The 17,227-nt window shown below is 69.0% G+C and carries 16 protein-coding genes; 6 read left to right on the top strand and 10 right to left on the bottom strand.

Going from position 1 to position 17,227, the window contains the following annotated elements; genetic code table 11:
- Positions 1-3: 3 nt before the first annotated feature.
- The 7 genes from ACPTTF_RS37105 to ACPTTF_RS37075 all read right to left on the bottom strand — a co-directional run bounded on the left by ACPTTF_RS37105 (position 4) and on the right by ACPTTF_RS37075 (position 7,522).
- Positions 4-918, bottom strand: coding sequence for an HlyD family secretion protein (locus tag ACPTTF_RS37105; protein ID WP_166959207.1), 915 nt, complete (start codon positions 916-918; stop codon positions 4-6).
- A gap of 24 nt (positions 919-942) precedes the next feature.
- Positions 943-1,137, bottom strand: a complete 195-nt coding sequence (locus tag ACPTTF_RS37100; protein ID WP_089429479.1) for a DUF1656 domain-containing protein — start codon at positions 1,135-1,137, stop codon at positions 943-945.
- The gene (locus tag ACPTTF_RS37095) at positions 1,127-3,229 is read right to left on the bottom strand and encodes an FUSC family protein (RefSeq protein ID WP_423372463.1); all 2,103 of its coding nucleotides are present in this window, start codon (positions 3,227-3,229) and stop codon (positions 1,127-1,129) included. Before ACPTTF_RS37095 ends, ACPTTF_RS37100 begins: the two co-directional genes overlap by 11 nt.
- 100 nt (positions 3,230-3,329) lie before the next feature.
- Entirely contained in the window at positions 3,330-4,253 is a 924-nt protein-coding gene (locus ACPTTF_RS37090) for a LysR family transcriptional regulator (protein ID WP_423372462.1), read from the bottom strand.
- A 361-nt stretch (positions 4,254-4,614) separates the two neighbouring features.
- Entirely contained in the window at positions 4,615-5,142 is a 528-nt protein-coding gene (locus ACPTTF_RS37085) for a flavin reductase family protein (RefSeq protein ID WP_423372461.1), read from the bottom strand.
- 66 nt (positions 5,143-5,208) lie between these two features.
- Positions 5,209-6,435 carry an FAD-dependent monooxygenase gene (locus tag ACPTTF_RS37080; protein WP_423372460.1) on the bottom strand — a complete coding sequence of 409 codons (1,227 nt, stop codon included), beginning with the start codon at positions 6,433-6,435 and terminating at the stop codon, positions 5,209-5,211.
- 40 nt (positions 6,436-6,475) lie between these two features.
- Positions 6,476-7,522 (bottom strand): LLM class flavin-dependent oxidoreductase, encoded by a 1,047-nt coding sequence (locus ACPTTF_RS37075; protein ID WP_347814779.1) that lies wholly within the window; start codon positions 7,520-7,522, stop codon positions 6,476-6,478.
- Positions 7,523-7,806: 284 nt separating this feature from the next.
- On the opposite strand from ACPTTF_RS37075, the gene ACPTTF_RS37070 reads away from it, so the two are divergent.
- The 4 genes from ACPTTF_RS37070 (at position 7,807) to ACPTTF_RS37055 (ending at position 11,975) form a co-directional block, all read left to right on the top strand.
- Positions 7,807-8,607, top strand: a complete 801-nt coding sequence (locus ACPTTF_RS37070; RefSeq protein ID WP_166959221.1) for a 2-amino-3,7-dideoxy-D-threo-hept-6-ulosonate synthase — start codon at positions 7,807-7,809, stop codon at positions 8,605-8,607.
- Between the two features lie 53 nt (positions 8,608-8,660).
- The gene (locus tag ACPTTF_RS37065; protein WP_423372459.1) at positions 8,661-9,725 is read left to right on the top strand and encodes a 3-dehydroquinate synthase II family protein; all 1,065 of its coding nucleotides are present in this window, start codon (positions 8,661-8,663) and stop codon (positions 9,723-9,725) included.
- Positions 9,726-9,774: 49 nt separating this feature from the next.
- A complete protein-coding gene (locus ACPTTF_RS37060; protein WP_166959225.1) occupies positions 9,775-10,875 on the top strand; it encodes a 3-dehydroquinate synthase II family protein in 1,101 nt (366 codons plus the stop codon).
- A gap of 77 nt (positions 10,876-10,952) precedes the next feature.
- Positions 10,953-11,975: a methyltransferase gene (locus ACPTTF_RS37055; protein WP_423372458.1), complete on the top strand. Its 1,023-nt coding sequence runs from the start codon at positions 10,953-10,955 to the stop codon at positions 11,973-11,975.
- A 15-nt stretch (positions 11,976-11,990) separates the two neighbouring features.
- On the opposite strand, the gene ACPTTF_RS37050 is transcribed toward ACPTTF_RS37055, so the two are convergent.
- The gene (locus ACPTTF_RS37050) at positions 11,991-12,698 is read right to left on the bottom strand and encodes a FadR/GntR family transcriptional regulator (RefSeq protein ID WP_166959229.1); all 708 of its coding nucleotides are present in this window, start codon (positions 12,696-12,698) and stop codon (positions 11,991-11,993) included.
- 302 nt (positions 12,699-13,000) lie between these two features.
- Here ACPTTF_RS37050 and ACPTTF_RS37045 point away from each other — a divergent pair, with 302 nt between their 5' ends.
- On the top strand, positions 13,001-15,250 hold the full coding sequence (locus tag ACPTTF_RS37045) for a TonB-dependent siderophore receptor (RefSeq protein ID WP_423372457.1): 2,250 nt from the start codon (positions 13,001-13,003) through the stop codon (positions 15,248-15,250).
- A gap of 210 nt (positions 15,251-15,460) precedes the next feature.
- On the opposite strand, the gene ACPTTF_RS37040 is transcribed toward ACPTTF_RS37045, so the two are convergent.
- Complete coding sequence (locus tag ACPTTF_RS37040) at positions 15,461-15,601, bottom strand: hypothetical protein (RefSeq protein ID WP_423391206.1); 141 nt, start codon at positions 15,599-15,601, stop codon at positions 15,461-15,463.
- Between ACPTTF_RS37040 and ACPTTF_RS37035 the strand changes: the two genes are divergently transcribed.
- Positions 15,600-16,514, top strand: a complete 915-nt coding sequence (locus tag ACPTTF_RS37035; RefSeq protein ID WP_423372456.1) for a dienelactone hydrolase family protein — start codon at positions 15,600-15,602, stop codon at positions 16,512-16,514. The genes ACPTTF_RS37040 and ACPTTF_RS37035 overlap by 2 nt on opposite strands.
- A 237-nt stretch (positions 16,515-16,751) precedes the next feature.
- Here the strand turns inward: ACPTTF_RS37035 and ACPTTF_RS37030 are convergent, their stop codons facing one another.
- Positions 16,752-17,030, bottom strand: coding sequence for a hypothetical protein (locus ACPTTF_RS37030; protein ID WP_423372455.1), 279 nt, complete (start codon positions 17,028-17,030; stop codon positions 16,752-16,754).
- Positions 17,031-17,227 lie beyond the last annotated feature (197 nt).

Below are 17,227 nucleotides of genomic sequence, written 5' to 3'. Positions count from 1 at the left end.
CCGTCACATCCACGCGTGCAGCCACGACGCGAGCCGGCCGCGCGGCGTGCGCTCGCGCCCGCGTTCGCCGACTTCGACGCTGCACGTCATGCCGGCCGCCAGCAGCACGCCGGCTGGCACCCGGTCGATCTCGATGCGCACCGGAATGCGCTGCGCGAGCCGCACCCAGCTGAAGGTCGGGTTGACGGCCGGCAGGCCGAGTTCGTCGAGCGTGCCGTTTTCGTCCGCGATGCCGCGGCCGATGCTCGTCACGTGCCCGCTCAGCAGCGGATCGAAGCCCATCAGCCGGATCGTTGCGGGCGCACCCGTCGCGATGCGGCGCAGCTTGGTTTCCTCGAAATAGCCGGTGATCCAGAAGCTGTGCGCGTCGAGTACCGAGATGCCGGGCTTGCCCTCGACCGCGTAGTCGCCGTGACGCAGACGCAGCTGCGTCACGTAGCCGTCGACCGGCGAGCGTAGCGTCGTGCGTTCGAGGTCGAGTTTCGCGACGTCGAGCGCGGCCAGCGCCTTGCGGTGCTCGGCCTGCGCGATCGCCACCGCGCGGCTCGAGCGCTGGATGTCCTCGCGCGGCACGAGATCGTCGAGGCCGGTTCGCCGCTGCGCTTCGTCGCGCTTCTGGCGCATCGACTCGGCGGTCGCGGCGACCTGCGCTTCGGCCTGCTCCACCGCCAGCGCGAAGCGCTGCGGATCGATCCGGTACAACACGTCGCCTTTCGCGACGCGCTGGTTGTCGACCACCGCGACTTCGACGACGGTGCCCGACACTTCGGGCGCGATCCGCACGACGTGCGCGCTCACGCGCGCGTCGCGTGTCCACGGCGCGAGGACGTACGCATGCCAGAGCGCGGCGACCAGCACGATCGCGACGGCCACCGTGGCGAGCGTCAGCAGGGAGCGGGTGAGGGGTTTGAGCGACATGACGCGATACGTTCCGACGGGAGGCTAGAAATAGAGGATGAGCGTGGCGACCAGCACCAGCGAAATCGCGAACTCGAACAGCGCCGGATGCCACACGCGGCGCAGCACGCCGAGCCGGGCGAGCAGTGCGCGCACAGCCATGTAGAGCGGCACGGTTGCGCACGCATAGACGAAAAAGGGCGGCAGGTAGATACCGGCCAGCGGGAATTCACTGAGCATCGCGGGCGCGCTCCGGAACGGCGGTGAAATAGGCGGCGTACGTGTGCAGCAGCACGTAGACGTCGGCGAACGCGGCCATCAGCCACTTCAGTTCGGTATTGCCCGGTTGCGCGGCCGCGAGGCCGGCGAGGGCGTGCGCGGCGCGCCGTGCATGCCGGGCTGCGCGCGGCGGGGCGGCTGCATGCCGCGCGAGGCCCGCGAGCCCGGCGTGCACGCACCGCCGCGCGGCGTCGGGCAAACCGTCGCGCGCGGCGCCGCGGCGGATTCGCAGCAGCTCCTTGCCGACGTGCAGCGCCGCGAGCGCCTCGATGCTCGCCTGCGTCATCGCGGCCGGCTGGCCCGCGAGCAGCGCGCCGAGCTGCGCGATGCGGTGCTGCTGGCGCTGCTGCCAGCCCGCCGCCGTGACGCGCCTGCCGGCCACGAGCGCGAGCGTGTCGTCGCGGATCGTGCGGCGCAGCCGCGTGGCGTCGACGGCGAGGTTGCGCGGCAGGATCAACCGGAACGTGAGCAGCGTGAGGAACGTGGCGAGCACCCACGCGACCGACTGGTTGAGGAACAGCGCGAAGTCGGGGCGGAACGGATTGGTCGCGCCGGTCAGCGTGTTGAACGCGACGAGATAGGCGAGGCCCGCGAGTGCCGTCTTCGGCACGCTTGTCGCGTAGATGCCGGGCATCCAGAACAGCGCGAGCGCGACGACGAGCAGCGGAAAGCCCTCGATGCGCGGCAGGATGCCGAACGCGCACACGAACGCGGCCGGCACGGCGAGCACGGTGCCCTTGATGAACGCCTGCGCGCCGGCGGCCGGGTTGCCGGCGGTCGCGAGCAGCGCGCAGTACGGCGCGACGACGAGCAGCATCATGTCGCCCTGGTTCCAGCCCGTCGCGAGCCAGAACGCGCCCGAGATCGTGATCGCGCACGCGGCGCGCACGCCGTTGCGCAGGGCCGCGCCCGTGTCACGGTGAAAGCGCACCCGTGCGGGCCGGTAGCCCGGCCGCGGGCGCTGCAATTCGACGAGCCCGTCCAGCGCCGCGCGGTAGTCGTCGATCTGTTCGATCAGCCGTTCGCCGGCGATCAGCAGCGCCGCGTCGTCGCGCGGATGACCCAGCGCGATGCCATCGAGCGCGTCGCGCAAGCGTTCGCGCGCATCGGCCAGCAGGACGAGCGCGTGCGCCGCGCCGCCGGGGCCGTTGCCCAATGCGTCGGCGGCGGCCTGCCACGCTGCCGCGAGACCCGGCTGCAGCGACGCGACCGCGCGCGCGCCGGGACTGTCGGCCGGCAGCGGCGGCATGCCGCCCGCGAGCGCGCCGAACAGCGAGGCCATCCCGTGCCGCACGGCGGCCGCGCGTTGCGCGAGATCTTCCGATTCGGCCTTGCCGAGCGCGAGCAGATCGTCGATGCCGTAGATGCCGGCGAACAGCGCATGCCGCTTGTCGTCGGCGGGGGCCGCCGCGAGGCCGTTGCGCTGCGCGGCGATGACCCGCGCGACGTCTGCCGTGATGCGCGTCACCAGCGCGTCGAGCTTCGCATGCACGTCGCGCGTGCCGAGCAGCATCGACACGAGGCTCAGGCACAGCACGCCGATCGCGACCGTCGAGCCGCGCCCGATCACGTGCTCGAAGGTCAGCTCGGGATGCTGCATCGCGCCGTAGGTCGCGAGGCCGATCGTGTAGCCGGCCACCACGGTGCCCGACGCGCGGAAGTGCCGCAGCAGCGTCATGCCCGCGACGCAGACGCCGAGCCAGAACGCGAAGCCGAGGATGAACAGCAGCGGCTGCTGCGCAAAGCAGCCCATCAGCACGAACGCGACGACCATCCCGGCGACCGTGCCGACCACGCGCCACACGCCCTTGCCGATCACCGCGCCCTGGACGGGATTGATCACGAGCAGCACCGTCGACGCCGCCGAGTACGGGGTTTCCAGTTCGAGCAGGTACGCGACGCCGAGCGCGAGCGCGGCGGCAATGACCGAGCGCGCGACATACGCGCCGCGCGGCGTGAAGATGTCGATGCGCGCGATCAGCGCCGCGGCCGCGCGATTCAGGCGGCGGGGCGGCGCCGCGACGGCGCGCGTCTGATCTGCTGCGTCATGCACTGCGCTCGCTCCATGAGAAAGGACGAAGCCAGTCTACGGTCGGGCCATGCATGCGGAACAGTGACGTCTTTGCACTCGACGAGTGCGTGCGATGCATGCGTCATGCGTGCGCCGGATGCAGCGCCGGCTGGCCGGTGCACAGCCCGCGCACGACCCGCCGCAGCCACTGGTGCGCGGGGTCGCTCTGGAAGCGCGGATGCCACGCCTGCGTGATCAGCACGGTTTCGAGCGGCACCGGCAGTTCGAACGCGCGCACGCCGAGCCCGGCCTGCACTGCGCCGCGCGCGAGATGCTCGGGCAGCGGCAGGATCAGGTTCGACGCCTGCAGCGCGAAGATCGCCGCATACGGCGTCGGCACGACGAGCAGCACGTGGCGCGCGAGCCCGCGCGCGGCGAGCGCGTCGTCGATCGGCCCCGCCGACTTGCCGCGCCGCGAGACGCCGATATGCGGCCAGCGCGCGAAGCGCTCGGGCGTGATGTCGTCGTCGAAGATCGGGTGGTCGTGGCGCGCGAGGCCGACGAAGGTCGTCGTGAACAGCGGTTGCACGCGAATCTCCGGCCCCAGGCGGCGCGACGCGCTGATGAACAGGTCGATGCGGCCGCTGCGCAATGCATCGTCGTCGATGTCGTCTTCCTCGGGCATGAAGCGCAGCATCGCGCGCGGCATCCCGCGCGCCATCTCCTCGAGCAGCCGGCTGCTGTGCAGGCCGACGAAGATGTCGTTCGCACGCACGTTGAATTGCTTGTCGAGCGTGCCGAGATCGATTTCCGCGGACGGCGCGAGCAACTGCGATGCACGCTCCACGGTCTCGCGGACGACGCCGCGCAGTTCGAGCGCGCGCGGCGTCGGCACCATCTTGCGGCCGGCCTGCACGAAGATCGGGTCGCCGACCGTTTCGCGGATGCGCGCGAGCGTGCGGCTCATCGCGGGCGGGCTGAGGTTCATGCGGCGTGCGGCGCCGACGACGCTGCCCTCTTCGAGCAGCGCGTCGAGCGAAATCAGCAGGTTCAGGTCGGGTGCCATCGGCTTCTCCGTTTCATCGCGTGCATGCGGCGCAATGGTAGTGCGGGATACGCGCGCGCAGCGTGACTGCAGCGCACGCAACGATTGCGCGCGGCATCACGCGTGACGCACGCATCGGTGGGTAAGGGCGTGTTTCCGCCAATCACGGGGCAGCCCCACGAATGAATGCTCAAAGCAGGGGAAGGTGCCTTTCCGCCCGCATTGCGGCGTCGTGCGTCGCTTGTCCCCCGAGGAGATTTCCTTCGGGGTGCTTGACTCGGCCAAACGGCGCTCCTTGCTCATTGCACGCGTGCCAAGGAAGTCCTCTCGGGGGACGGGCGGTAAGGCACGTCCGCATGGCTGTTGTTTGCGGGAACACGCGCTAGCGCCCGGTGCCGACATCGAGCGGCAGCGAGCGGACGGCGGCGAACGCGCCGTTCACGTACATCAGCGGGTTCACGTCGTCGGACATCGCGACGCGCGTGACCCGGCCGACCAGAATCGAATGCGAGCCGACCTCGACCTGTTCGAGCGTGTCGCAGAAGAAGGACGTCTGCGCGTTCTCGAGATAGGGCAGGCCGGTCGCCGCGTCGGTGCGCCACGCGTCGTGCGCGAAGCGCGCATCGGAGCCCGTCGTGCTGCACGCAAGCGCGAGCGGCACGTGGCAGCTGCGCAGCGCGTTCACGCAGAAGCGCCGGCGGCCGGTGATCGACGCGTGAATGCTGGCACCCCGGTTGATGCACACCAGCACGGTCGGTGGATCGAGCGCGACCGACGTGAACGAGCTGGCGGTCAGCGCGCACGGTGCGGCAGTGGCGCCGTCGCCGCCGGTCGTGACGATCGTGACGGTGGCGGCCACGCCACGCATCGCCTGTTTCAGTTGCTTCGCAATGTCCACGGTGTTCGTCATGATGCAATCCTGTCGCGAGGGGCCCCGGTGCCGCGCGGGTCGCACCGCACGGCACCGGGGCGGGCGTCAAAGCTGGTACGCGTCGGCCCAGGTCCAGTGGTAGGACTTGAAGTCGGCGCGGCGCGACTTGAGCTCGGCGTCGCGCGCCTCCTGCTCGGGGCCGTCGGGCAGGTGGAACACGCCGCCGTTGCCGGCCGAGGCAAGCTGGATCCGCGCGCTGCGGTCGATCCGCAGGCGCTGGTACTCGACCAGCGCGGCGCCGAGCGCCTCCTTCGACGCGAGCCCGGTCACGCACCGGCCGAGCACGACCGCGTCCTCGAGCGCCTGCGCGGCGCCTTGCGACTGGTACGGCAGCATCGGGTGGCACGCGTCGCCGAGCAGGCACACGCTGTCCCACACCCAGCGCGTGAGCGGCTGGCGGTCGTGCAGCGACCAGCGGCTCAGGTCCGACGCGCAGCGGATCAGCCCGACCAGGCGCGGATCCCAGCCGTCGAGCTCGGCTTCGAGCGTTGCGCGGTCGCCCTTGCTGCTCCACGATTCGCGCGTGCTGCCGTCGCCCGGCACGATCACGACGAGGTTCAGCAGCCGGCGGTCGCGCACCCAGTAATGGATCGCGTGCCGACCGGGCCCGAGCCAGATCGTCACCTGCGGTTCCTTGACGATCTCGAACACGGGCGAGCGCGGGTCGATCGCATCGGCGTCGATCAGCGCGCGATACGCGTCGTCGCCGCTGTAGTGCGGCGCGTCGTCGCCGAGCAGCGCGTGGCGCAGCGTCGAATGAATGCCGTCGGCGGCGACGACGAGATCCGCGCGCCAGCGCGTGCCGGCCGCATCGACGAGCGTCGCGCCGCTCGGCCCGCACGCGTCGAGGCCGCGCACCGCGATGCCGCCGAGTACGGTGACGGGCGGGCCGGCCGTGTACGGGTCGCGCACGGCGTCGAGCAGCGCGGCATGCAGGTCGGCGCGATGCGCGTTCCAGTACGGCGCGTTGAAGGCGGCTTCGACATCGTCGCCGAGCGGGAAAGAACCGAGCAGGCTGCCGTCCTGCCAGCGGCGGCGGATCGTCGCGGTCGGGGCGACGGCGGCCAGCCGCTGCCGGTCGAGCACGCCGAGCGCACGCAGCGCGCGCGTGGCGTTCGGCACGACCTGCAGCCCGGCGCCGACTTCCCGAAACGCCCGGCTCTGCTCGAGGACGGTGACCCGATGGCCGGCGCGCCGCAGCGCGAGCGCGGCGGCCAGGCCGCCGATGCCGGCGCCGACGACGATCGTGTCGAGTGACAGGGACGGTGTCATGGTCGAGCTCGTGGTGGATCCGGAAGGAATCGGCATGGCGTCATAGTCCCGGCAGCACGTCGCGGGCGAATACCTCCAGGTTGTTGCTCATCAGCTCGTACGGCTGCGCGCCGTAGTCGATGTGCCACAGGATCGCGTCGAGACCGAGATCGGCTTCGAGCGCGCGAATGCGCTGGCGCACGGTGTCCGGCGTGCCGAGCACGGCGGTCGCGTCGAGGTCGGCCGTGTCCATGCCGCCCATCTTGTTCTTCATCGCTTCGTTGTAGCCCTGGTAGGCCGATGACTGTACCTGCTCCCACGACTTCGCCGCTTCCGCGAACTGGCGCCAGTGATGGCGCAGGCGCGGCTCCGCGAGCGCCAGCGCGTGCGCGTCCGACGTGCCGATCATCAGCGGGATGCTGATCGCGACCTGCGGCTTGCGGCCGGTGTGGCCGTGATGGCGCTCGAACGTTTCGCGATACAGCGCCACCATCTCCTGCGTCTTCGCGAGCGCGGCCTTGCGCGGCGGCGCGGCCATCAGCAGGTTGAAGCCGCGTTCGCCGATCCACTCGAAGCTGGACGGCGTGAGCAGCGCGGCGACCCAGACCGGCGGGCGCGGCTGCTGCGTCGGGCGCGGCAGCGATTGCGCGTCGCGGTAGCGGAAGAACGGGGTGTCCTCGCTGGCCGATTCCTCGGCGAGGAGCCGCACCGTCGCGTCGATCGTCTGCTGGAAGCGCGTCTTGCTCGAATCGAGATCGATGCCGAACGCATCGAATTCGTACGGCAGGAAGGCACGCGCGAAGCCCAGTTCGAGCCGCCCGTTCGAGATCGCGTCGAGCTGCGCGGCCTCGGCCGCGAGCTGGATCGGATGATGGAACGACGCCTGGATGCCGCCCGTCATCAGGCGGATCGACTTCGTCTGCGCGGCCACGGCCGCGAGGAACATCAGCGGCGACGGGCTGTAGCCGCCGTACGGCTTCAGGTAGTGCTCGGTCATCTTCACGTACGTGTAGCCGAGTCGCTCGGACAGCGCGCTGAGCTTCAGCGCCTGCGCGTAATAGTCGGCCGCCGGGCGGTCGGCCGGGCCGGTATCGGGCAGAAAGGACACGCCGAACTTCATAGACACCTCACAGGTTGATGTGCTGCCGTTGTCTGCAAAGGGGAAGCGATGCCGCGTCGAATGCGTCCCCTGGTTGGGAAACAAAGTCGCTCGCAATGTACTTGCAAGGATGATCCAATCATAGGATGATTGGGTCTATGCAAGTCTTACACGTCGCAAGATTTGCTGCAAGCGTTGCTCGGTTGTTGCTCCAGTTCCGCCCGCAAGCGGGCACCCCGAGGGCAGGCTGAAGTGAACGGGCCGGCCTCTCCATTTCTGGCGAGGAATCACGGATGAACTCTCTTCTATCGGTATCTGGCAAGGCGCTCAGGATGCGGCGAGTGGTACGCGCCGCGTCGGGCAAGTGTTTGATGGTGCCGCTCGACCATTCGCTCGCGGACGGGCCGATCGCCCATCCGCAGCAGTTGCGGCAACTGGTCGGCGACATTGCCGCGCACGGCGGCGACGCGATCGTCGTGCATCGGGGCCGCGCGCGCTTCCTGGCGCCCGACGTGCTGAGCGATCTCGCGCTCGTCGTGCACCTGAACGGCTGCACGCGCTACGCGGAGGACGCGAACGCGAAGACGCTGTTCGCGAGCGTCGAGGACGCTTTGGCGAGCGGCGCGGACGCGGTCAGCGTGCACGTGAATCTCGGCTCGAAGACGGAATCCCAGCAGCTGCTCGACCTGAGTCGCATCGCGACCGAGTGCGCGCGCTGGTCGCTGCCGCTGCTCGCGATGATCTATCCGCGCGGCCCCGGCCTCGGCGATCGTCCGCAGACCGAACTGATTGCCCATGCCGCGAACGTCGCGGCGGATCTCGGCGCCGACATCGTCAAGCTGCCGTACAGCGGCGACGCCGCGAGCATGGCCGACATCATCGCCGGCTCGTCGTTGCCGGTGCTGGTCGCGGGCGGCGCGAAGCTGCCGGAAGACGAGTTCGTTGCGTTCACGTCGCGCGTGATGAACGCGGGCGCGCTCGGCATCGCGGCCGGCCGCAACGTGTTCGCCGCACCGAAAGCCGCACCGCTGATCCGCCGCCTGTCGGACGCCGTGCACGGCGTCGAGCGGCGCGCCGCGCACCTGGCCGCCTGATCCGGTGCGCCGGGCCGTCGTGCCCGGCATTTTTTCGATCATCGAGGGTTTCCATGCATCGCTATCCGTGGATCGACCTGCGCGCGCTCGGCGCGCAGGCAGGCGCCGTCGCGGCCGACGCAGCAAGGGCCGGCGCGTGCCGCGTCGTGGTGGCCGAGGCCGATCGCGACACGTGCGCGGCCGGCGCGGCGGCGCAACTGGCCGTGTCGGCGGCGGGCGTCGCGACGCTGGTCGACGACGCGCATGCGCCGCTCGCAGGCGTTCGCGTGAGGATCGACGGCGCGGCCGATTTCGACGCCGCGCGCACCGCGATCGCGCGGCACGCGCTCGTCCTGCTCGACTACGCGCTCGCGACCACGATGCCGCTCGAGCGGCTGCTCGCGGATGTCCGCGATGCCGCGTGCCGCATCGTCGTGTCGCTGGCCGATCCGCACGGCGCGGCCTACCTCGCGCGCAAGCATGCGCAGTCGCCGGTCGACATCGCGTTCGCCCCGCGCGATGCGGCCGCGTGGCGCAATGTGCTGGCCGCGTGCGGCGAGCTGCGCCCGCGCGAGCCGCTGAAGCTGAAAGCGTTCGAGGTGCAGCGCGTCGAGCCGCTCGGCGTCGGGCTGCATGCGGTGATCGACGGCTGCTCGCAGCTTGACGGCGAAGAGTGCGTGCTGGCCGGCGCGAGCGCGACCAGCATGCTGCTCGTCGTCGCGGCCGGCGCCGCGCACCCGCCGGGCCGGCCGCTCGTGTTCGGCATCGACGCGGGCGCGGCCGATTCGTTCGTGTTCTGCGGCGGCGACCGCGCGCGCCAGCTTTCGCTGCTGCGTTCGGGCGAGCGGATCCTGACGGTCGGCGCGGCGGGCGACACGCGCGCGATCGTGGTCGGCCGCGTGCGGATCGAATCCGCGCCGCTCGTTGCGCTGCACACGCGCAGCGCATCCGGCGCGAGCACACGCGTCGTGCTGCGCGGCGACCGCGCGGTGCGGTTCCGGACCGACGGCGGCGCGGCCGTCGGTCTCGCCGATGTCGCGCCCGGCGTCCGGCTTGCCGGCTACGAACCGGGCGCCGGCTGGGTGGATTGCCGGATGAGGGCCGCCGCGTCGCGTTCGGTCGTCGCCGTCAACCGCTAGTTTCAATCTGTCATTCAACCTGCGTTATCCCCTTCGAAGGAGATTGGCCTTGAAGAAGCTTTCCTGGATTGACCTGCGCAACATCGGCGAGCTCGCGGACGAGATCACCGAGGAGGCGCTGCATGTCGGCGTGTCCGCATTCGTCGTGAAGGATGCGGAGCAGGCCGGGCGGTTGCCGCCGAGCGCGTGCAAGGTCGCGGTCGTCGATCGGCAGCCGGCCGATGCCGCGCTGCTCGAGCAGGTGCAGATCGTCCTCGTGAAGGATGGCCTGCCGGTCGATTTCGCGGTACCGGACGGTGTCGAGCTCGGTGTGTTCATCGAGGTGACGGGCGAGGCGACGCTCACGCGCGCGTGCGAGCTGTCGGTGTCCACGCCTTGGCTGCTCGTCGAATTCCTGCAGGACCCGAGCAAGATCCCGCTCGAGATCCTGCTGGCAGCCGCCGATCGCGCGACGGGCGAGCTGATCACCGTCGTCGCCGACCTGGAAGATGCGGAGGTGACACTGAACGTGCTGCAGCGCGGCCCCGAGGGCGTGCTGCTCACGCCGACGCAGGTCGGGCAGGCCACGCAGCTCGTGTCGATCTGCAGCGACACGGTCGAGGATCTGGAGCTCGAGGAAATCGAGATCATCGGGCTCACGCACCTGGGGCCGGGCGAACGCGTGTGCGTCGATACGTGCTCGCGCTTCGAGCAGGACGAGGGCATCCTCGTCGGCTCGTATTCGACCGGCATGATCCTGATCAGCAGCGAGACGCACCCGCTGCCGTACATGCCGACGCGCCCGTTCCGCGTGAACGCAGCCGCGCTCCATTCGTACGTCGTCGCGCCGGACAACCGTACCCGCTATCTCGCCGAACTCGAATCGGGCGCGGAGATCCTCGCGGTCAACGTGCAGGGCAAGGCACGCCGCGTCGTGGTCGGGCGCGCGAAGGTCGAGACGCGGCCGCTGCTGCTGATCGAAGCGAAGAATGCCGCCAATCGCGCGATCAACATCATTGCGCAGGACGACTGGCACGTGCGTGTGCTCGGGCCGAAAGGCAGCGTGCACAACATCACGGAGCTCAAGCGCGGCGACCGCATCCTCGGCTATACGCTCGATGCGCAGCGCCACGTCGGCTACCCGATCCGGGAATTCCTGCACGAGCAGTGATCCGCCTGCTTCATTGACGATGCGATCGCCCGGTGCATCACGCGCCGGCGCGGTCGAACCCTGTTCAGGAGTGCTTTATGGAAAATGCGGCAAAACAGGTGCTGGATACGCTGTTCGGGCGGTGGCGCAGCCGGATCCTGTATGCGGGCACGCGACTCGGCGTGTTCGATGCGGTCACGACGGACGTGCCGGTATCGTCGGCCGCGCTCGCGGCGAAGCTCGATGTCGACGAGCCGCTGCTGTACCGGCTGCTGCGCTCGCTCGCGTCGCTCGGCCTGCTCGACGAGGACACGCACCGCGGCTTCCGGGCCACCGCTTCGGGCGCGCTGCTGCATGCGGACGCCCCGAGTACGTTGCGCGATTTCGTGCTGCTGCAGGAAGGCCCCGAGCACTACGCGATCTGGGCGCACCTGCCCGACATGGTGCGCGAGGGGCAGCAGAACGGCTTCGTCCGCGAGTTTGGCGCGATGGCGTTCGACTATGCGAAGGACCACGAACGTTACCGGAGCGATTTCAAGCGCGCGATGTCGAGCTTCTCGACCGTGCAGTCGGAGCAAGTGGTCGATGCGCTGCGCGACGTCGCGTTCGCGCCGGGCACGCACGCGTGCGACATCGGCGGCGGCCAGGGGCACATGCTGTGCAGCCTGCTCCGGCGGTTCGGCGCGCTGACCGGCGTCGTGTTCGACCTGCCGGAGGTGATCGACGGCGACGCGGACGGCTGGGCGCAACGGATGGGCGTGAGCGCGCGCTGCAGCAAGGCGGGCGGCAACATGTTCGACGCGGTGCCGGCGGCCGATGTCTACCTGCTGAAGCTGATCCTGCACGACTGGAAAGACGACGAGTGCGTGGCGATCCTCAAGCGGGCGCGCGAAAGCGCCCGGGACGGCGCGCGCGTGTTCGTGATCGAACGGGTCGTGCCGGCGCCGGGCGTCGCGCATTTCTCGAAGCTCTACGACATCCACATGATGTGCTGGGGAAGCGGCCGCGAGCGCACGCGGGACGAATACGACGCGCTGCTCGCCGCCGCCGGCTGGCGACCTGCGGGGATCCGCTCCGCGCCGGACGGGCAGATCGACGTGATCGAGGCCGTCGCGGCGTAGCGCGTACCGGGCGCGTCAGGCGGCGGGCGTCTCGCGGGTCTCGAGCCAGGTCATTTGCGGCTTGAGGATCGCGAGCGTCGCGCGCACCGCCTTGTTCTCGTCGCGCTGTTCGATCGCGTCGAGCACCGCCTGGTGCGCTCGCATGTCCGGCTCGGGAATCTCGGCTTCGTCGAGTTCGACGAGGATGTCTTCCACGTTCGCCAGGATCGAGCCCGAGAAGTAGCGATACAGCGCTTCGAGCGCGTGATTGTGCGAGGCCGCGGCCACGGCGATGTGAAACGCGCGGTCGCGCTCGACGAACTTCTTCACGTCGCGCGCCGCTTCGCGCTCGCCGCGTGCCTTCAGCAGCTTGCGCAGCGTCGCGAGATCCTCGTCGGTGCGCCGGCGCGCCGCGTAGCGCGCGCATTCCGTTTCGAGCATGCACTGCAGTTCGAGGTGGTCGCTGCGCGCGGCACGATCGACGTTGCGCATCGTTTCGGCCGGATCGACGTTGCGGCGCACATAGGTGCCGTCGCCCTGGCGCACTTCGAGCACGCCGGAATACGCGAGTGTGCGAACCGCCTCGCGCACCGTGTTGCGTCCGACCTCGAGCTGCTTCGCGAGATCGAGCTCGGTCGGAATGCGTTGACCGACGCGCCAGATGCCGGAAGTGATATTGGATTTCAGGATCTCGATCGCCGAATCGACGAGCGAGTGTCGTGTGGCCGGGGGCAGGCTTGACATTACGTGTGTCGCTTGAAACTTGAGGGTGTCACTATCCTATCATCCGATCATTCATTTGGTCGTTCAGGATAACGATATTCAAACGTGACATTTTGTTAATGTCAGACGAATAAAACTGCGGCCGATCGATGCGTGCCGCACATTCGTCGATTGCGTCCACCGGCATTTACCCACGACGCGTCGGCGTAAATGATTCCCATTCGCTGTTCAGTCGAGGTCGCCGTTGCATGAGCGGCCCGTCTCCCTACTCGCGGGCGCGGTGTATTCGCCGACGTCCGTTTCCGCTTTCCGGATAACCCGACATGAATCGATCACACACCGGCCGCCGTGCGCGGCCTGGATTTCCGTTGCCGCGCGCGGCGTTGCGGCGCGCGCCGGGCTGGGCGGCCGCACTGACCTGTGCGGCCGCGATGCCGATCGCCGCGGCGGCTGCGGCGCAGGATGCGCCCGAGGCGGGTGAGCCTGCGGATGCGCCGCTGCTCGCGCCGATCGTCGTCGACGGGCGGCGCGAGACGGGCGTCGGCCCCGTGCAAGGTATCGCGGCCGACGTGTCGCGCGCGGGCACCAAGACCGACACGGCGATCGTCGAGGTGCCGCAGGGCCTGTCGGTCGTCACGCGCGAGCAGATGGATCGGCAGGACGTGCACAGCGTCGGCGACAGCCTGCGCTACACGCCGGGCGCGTACGCGGACTCGCGCCCGGGCGGCGTGCTCGAGAGCGTGTTCCTGCGCGGCTTCGGCGGCTTCGCGGCGGCGGCGATTAATCCGCAGATGCTTGACGGCCTGCCGCTGCCGAAAGGCGTGAACTGGGCCGCGAGCGTCGTCGATCCGTGGACGCTCGAACGCATCGACGTGTTGCGCGGCCCGGCGTCGGTGCTGTACGGGCAGGCGAGCCCCGGCGGCATCGTCGACATGGTCAGCAAGCGGCCGACGCGCGACGCGCAGCACCTGCTCGCCGTGCAGACCGGCAACCGCGATCGCGCGCAGCTGGCGTTCGATTTCAGCGGGCCCGTGACGCAGGACGGCACATGGCGCTACCGGATCGACGGCCTCGCGCGCCGCGCGGACGAGCAGATCGATTATTCGCGGCAGCAGCGGATCGTCGTCGCGCCGTCGCTGACGTGGCAGCCGAACGCCGATACGAGTTTCACGCTGCTGGGTTCGTTCCAGCGCGATCCGCACAACAACTTCGCGGGCTGGCTGCCGGCCCTCGGCACGCTGTGGCCGGACGCGGGCCGGCGGATTCCGACGGACTTCTTTCCGGGGCTGCCCGGTTTCGACACGTACGACCGCACGCAGGCGATGATCGGCTACGCGTTCGAGCATCGTTTCGATTCGACGTGGAAAGTCCGGCAGAACGTGCGCTATACGCATCTCGATGTCGACTTCGCGGGCGCGGCCGTCAACTTCGTCGCGCCCTACGTGGCGCCGGGCGTGCTGAACCGTTCGCTGTCGTGGTCGCGCGAGCACGTGAACCATCTCGCGCTCGACAACCAGGCGGAGATGCGCGTGATGACGGGGCCGGTCGAGCATACGGTGCTGGCCGGGCTGTCGTACGAGCATGCGGTGGCGAACCTCGTCGGGTCGGGCTTCGGTGCGGCGCCGCCGCTCGACACGCGTGCGCCCGATTACGGACAGCCGTTCACGGCGCCGCCGGTTGCGCAGCAGACGCGCCAGACCCCCGACCGGATCGGCGTCTACCTGCAGGACCAGGTGCGCTGGGATCGCTGGGTCTTCACGCTCGGCGGACGCGAGGAGTGGTCGCGCACGACGACCGACGACCTGTTGCGATCCGCGAGCGTGCGGCAGAGCACGCGTGCGTTCACCGGGCGGGCGGGGGCGGTCTATCTGTTCGACAGCGGCTTCGCGCCGTACCTGAGCTATTCGACGTCGTTCGAGCCGGCGCTCGGCACGCGCTTCGACGGCCAGCCGTTCACGCCGACGAAGGCGAAGCAGTTTGAGTTCGGGCTGCGCTACCAGTCGCCGGACCGGTTGCAAAACGCGTCGATCGCCGCGTTCGACATTCGACAGCGCAACGTGCTGACCGCCGATCCCGAGCATCCGTTCTTCAGCGTGCAGACGGGCGAGGTGCGCTCGCGCGGGATCGAGCTGGAAGGGCGTGCGCGCGTCTGGAAGCAACTGGACGTGATCGCCGCGTACACGTATCTCGACACGACGGTGCAGGCCGACACGGATCCGACCGTCGTCGGCAAGCGCGTGGCGGCGGTGCCGCGACATCTTGCGTCGCTGTGGCTGGACTATGCGGTCGAGCGGCCCGGGCTGCGCGGGCTGAGGGTGGGCGGCGGCGTGCGCTACGTCGGGCGCAGCGCGGGCGACAACGTCAATACGTTCGATGTGCCGGCCGTCGTGCTCTTCGATCTCGGACTGTCGTATGACCTGGGTGTCGAACGGCCCGCGTGGAAGGGGTGGCGCGTCGCGGCGCACGTGAACAACCTGTTCGACCGGACTTATGTGTCGTCGTGTTTTTCGGCGGGAGGGTGTTTCTACGGCACGCGGCTGATGGTGACGGGGGATGTCAGTTACCGGTGGTGAGGGAGGGGGACGATCATGATGCCGGTGCAGTCGGTGCAGTCGGTGCAGTCGGTGCAGTCGGTGCAGTCGGTGCAGTCAGTGCGGCGTGTGCGGCCAGTGCGGCGTGTGCGGCCAGTGCGGCATGTGCGGCATGTGCGGCATGTGCGACCAGTGCGACCAGTGCGACCAGTGCGACCAGTGCGACCAGTGCGACCAGTGCGGTTAGTGCGGTTAGTGCGACCAGTACGGCCTGTACGGCCAGTGCGCATGCGCCGGCCCGGCCGCGACGCCGCCCGGATACACTGTCGCCTTCGCAGCACGCATCGCCACAGCCTCGCCCGTCATCCCTGGATTCGTGGAGAGATCGCCCATGAGCATCGTCGTTCGTCGAAACCGGATCGTCATCCAACTGTGCCGGGTGCTTATCCCGGGTGCGTTGATCGCTTCCGTCGCCGGTTGCGCGGCGACGGCAGTCGAAGACACCGCCATTGCCCCCGAACTGCATGAAACCGTCGTCAAGATCCCGGTCGACGAAGGGGGGCGCACACGCGACATCGTCGCCACCACCTATATGCCGGACGGCCCCGGGCCCTTTCCGCTGATCGTGCTGAGCCATGGCAGCCCGCCCAATCCGCGCGAACGGCCGAAGGTGGGCCGCTACCGTGCGTTGCCGCAGATCCGGACGTTCGTGCAGCACGGTTTCGCGGTCATCGTGCCGATCCGCCGCGGGTACGGTGCGACGGGCGGTGTCGACGAAGAGGATGCGGGTTCGTGCCGGCATCCCGATTACCTCACTGCCGGCCAGCAGGCCGCCCGCGATGTGCTCGCGGCGGTGCGGTATGCGCAGACGTTGCCGCAGGTGGATCGAAGCCGCATCGTGCTGGTCGGGCAGTCGGCGGGCGGCTTCGCGTCGCTGGCGGCGGCAAGCTACGCGCCGCCGGGCGTGGTCGCGGTGGTGAACTTCTCGGGCGGGCGCGGCGGGAATCCCACGACGCATCCCGGCATGCCGTGCGATCCGCAGCAGATGGCCGCCACGATCGGGCATTTCGCGGGCACGACGCGCGTGCCGGTGCTTTGGCATTACGTGCAGAACGACAAGTATTTCGCGCCGGAAGTCGTGGCGACGTGGTTTGCCGCGTTTCAGGCGGCCGGCGGGCACGGCGAAATGATCGTCGAGCCGCCGTTCGGCAAGAACGGCCACGGGATGTTCGCGGTCAAGGAGGCGATTCCGATCTGGCTGCCGCATTTCGAGCAGTTTGTCGGGCCGCTTGTTGCGATGAAGTAGGTGGGTTGGGTGAACAGATCGAATCGGGCCAAGGGTTTTCGAAATGGCCGTTGACGACTGTAAAAGGGGGAGTCGTCCATCTCATGCATCGGACCAGACCGCTTCGATCCAGCATCCCGATGAGTGGGAGAGTAGTTTGGAATTCGAAAGAATCTTGATGCGAACAGGCAGTCGTGAGGCTACCGCGTCGCTTGCGCGAGGTTCTGGCGCAAGCAACGCGGCGGCCCCAATCGCGAATCAATCGGTATAGATCACTTTGAGGGTGCCGCCGTGGCTGAGGTCTCCCAGATAGGCCACGACCTTCCGCTTCTGGCCAAGTGCCGTAAGCGCGTTCCCGATCTGGATCAGCAAGGCCGTGTTCGAGGCATCGACTTCGAACGAATTTCCGCCCTCGTTATTGAGCATGAAAGGAAAGCTGCTCGAGCTCTCCCAATAGCCCACCTGGATGGACTCGACCTCCACGCGTTTCCAATCGTTCGCAGTTTCCGCAAACCGGCGAATTTCGCTGAGTTTCACGTTCGACATAATCCTTCTCCTGATGTGAGTTGATAAACCGAAAACCAGGGTGGTATAGCCGTAATCTGGCCTGCGCGATTCAGGCATCGACAATGTTCATCCCGATCTTCGTGGTGGCTCGGGGCGAGTGAGTCATGCGCGACGCTGCTTGCCCACGCATGAAAGTAGGCTGGGCGCGCTGAACGATCAATTACACT

This window comes from Burkholderia crassaminum (assembly GCF_964265005.1).
Lineage (GTDB): Bacteria > Pseudomonadota > Gammaproteobacteria > Burkholderiales > Burkholderiaceae > Burkholderia.
This window is presented reverse-complemented; position numbering and strand designations above follow the sequence as displayed.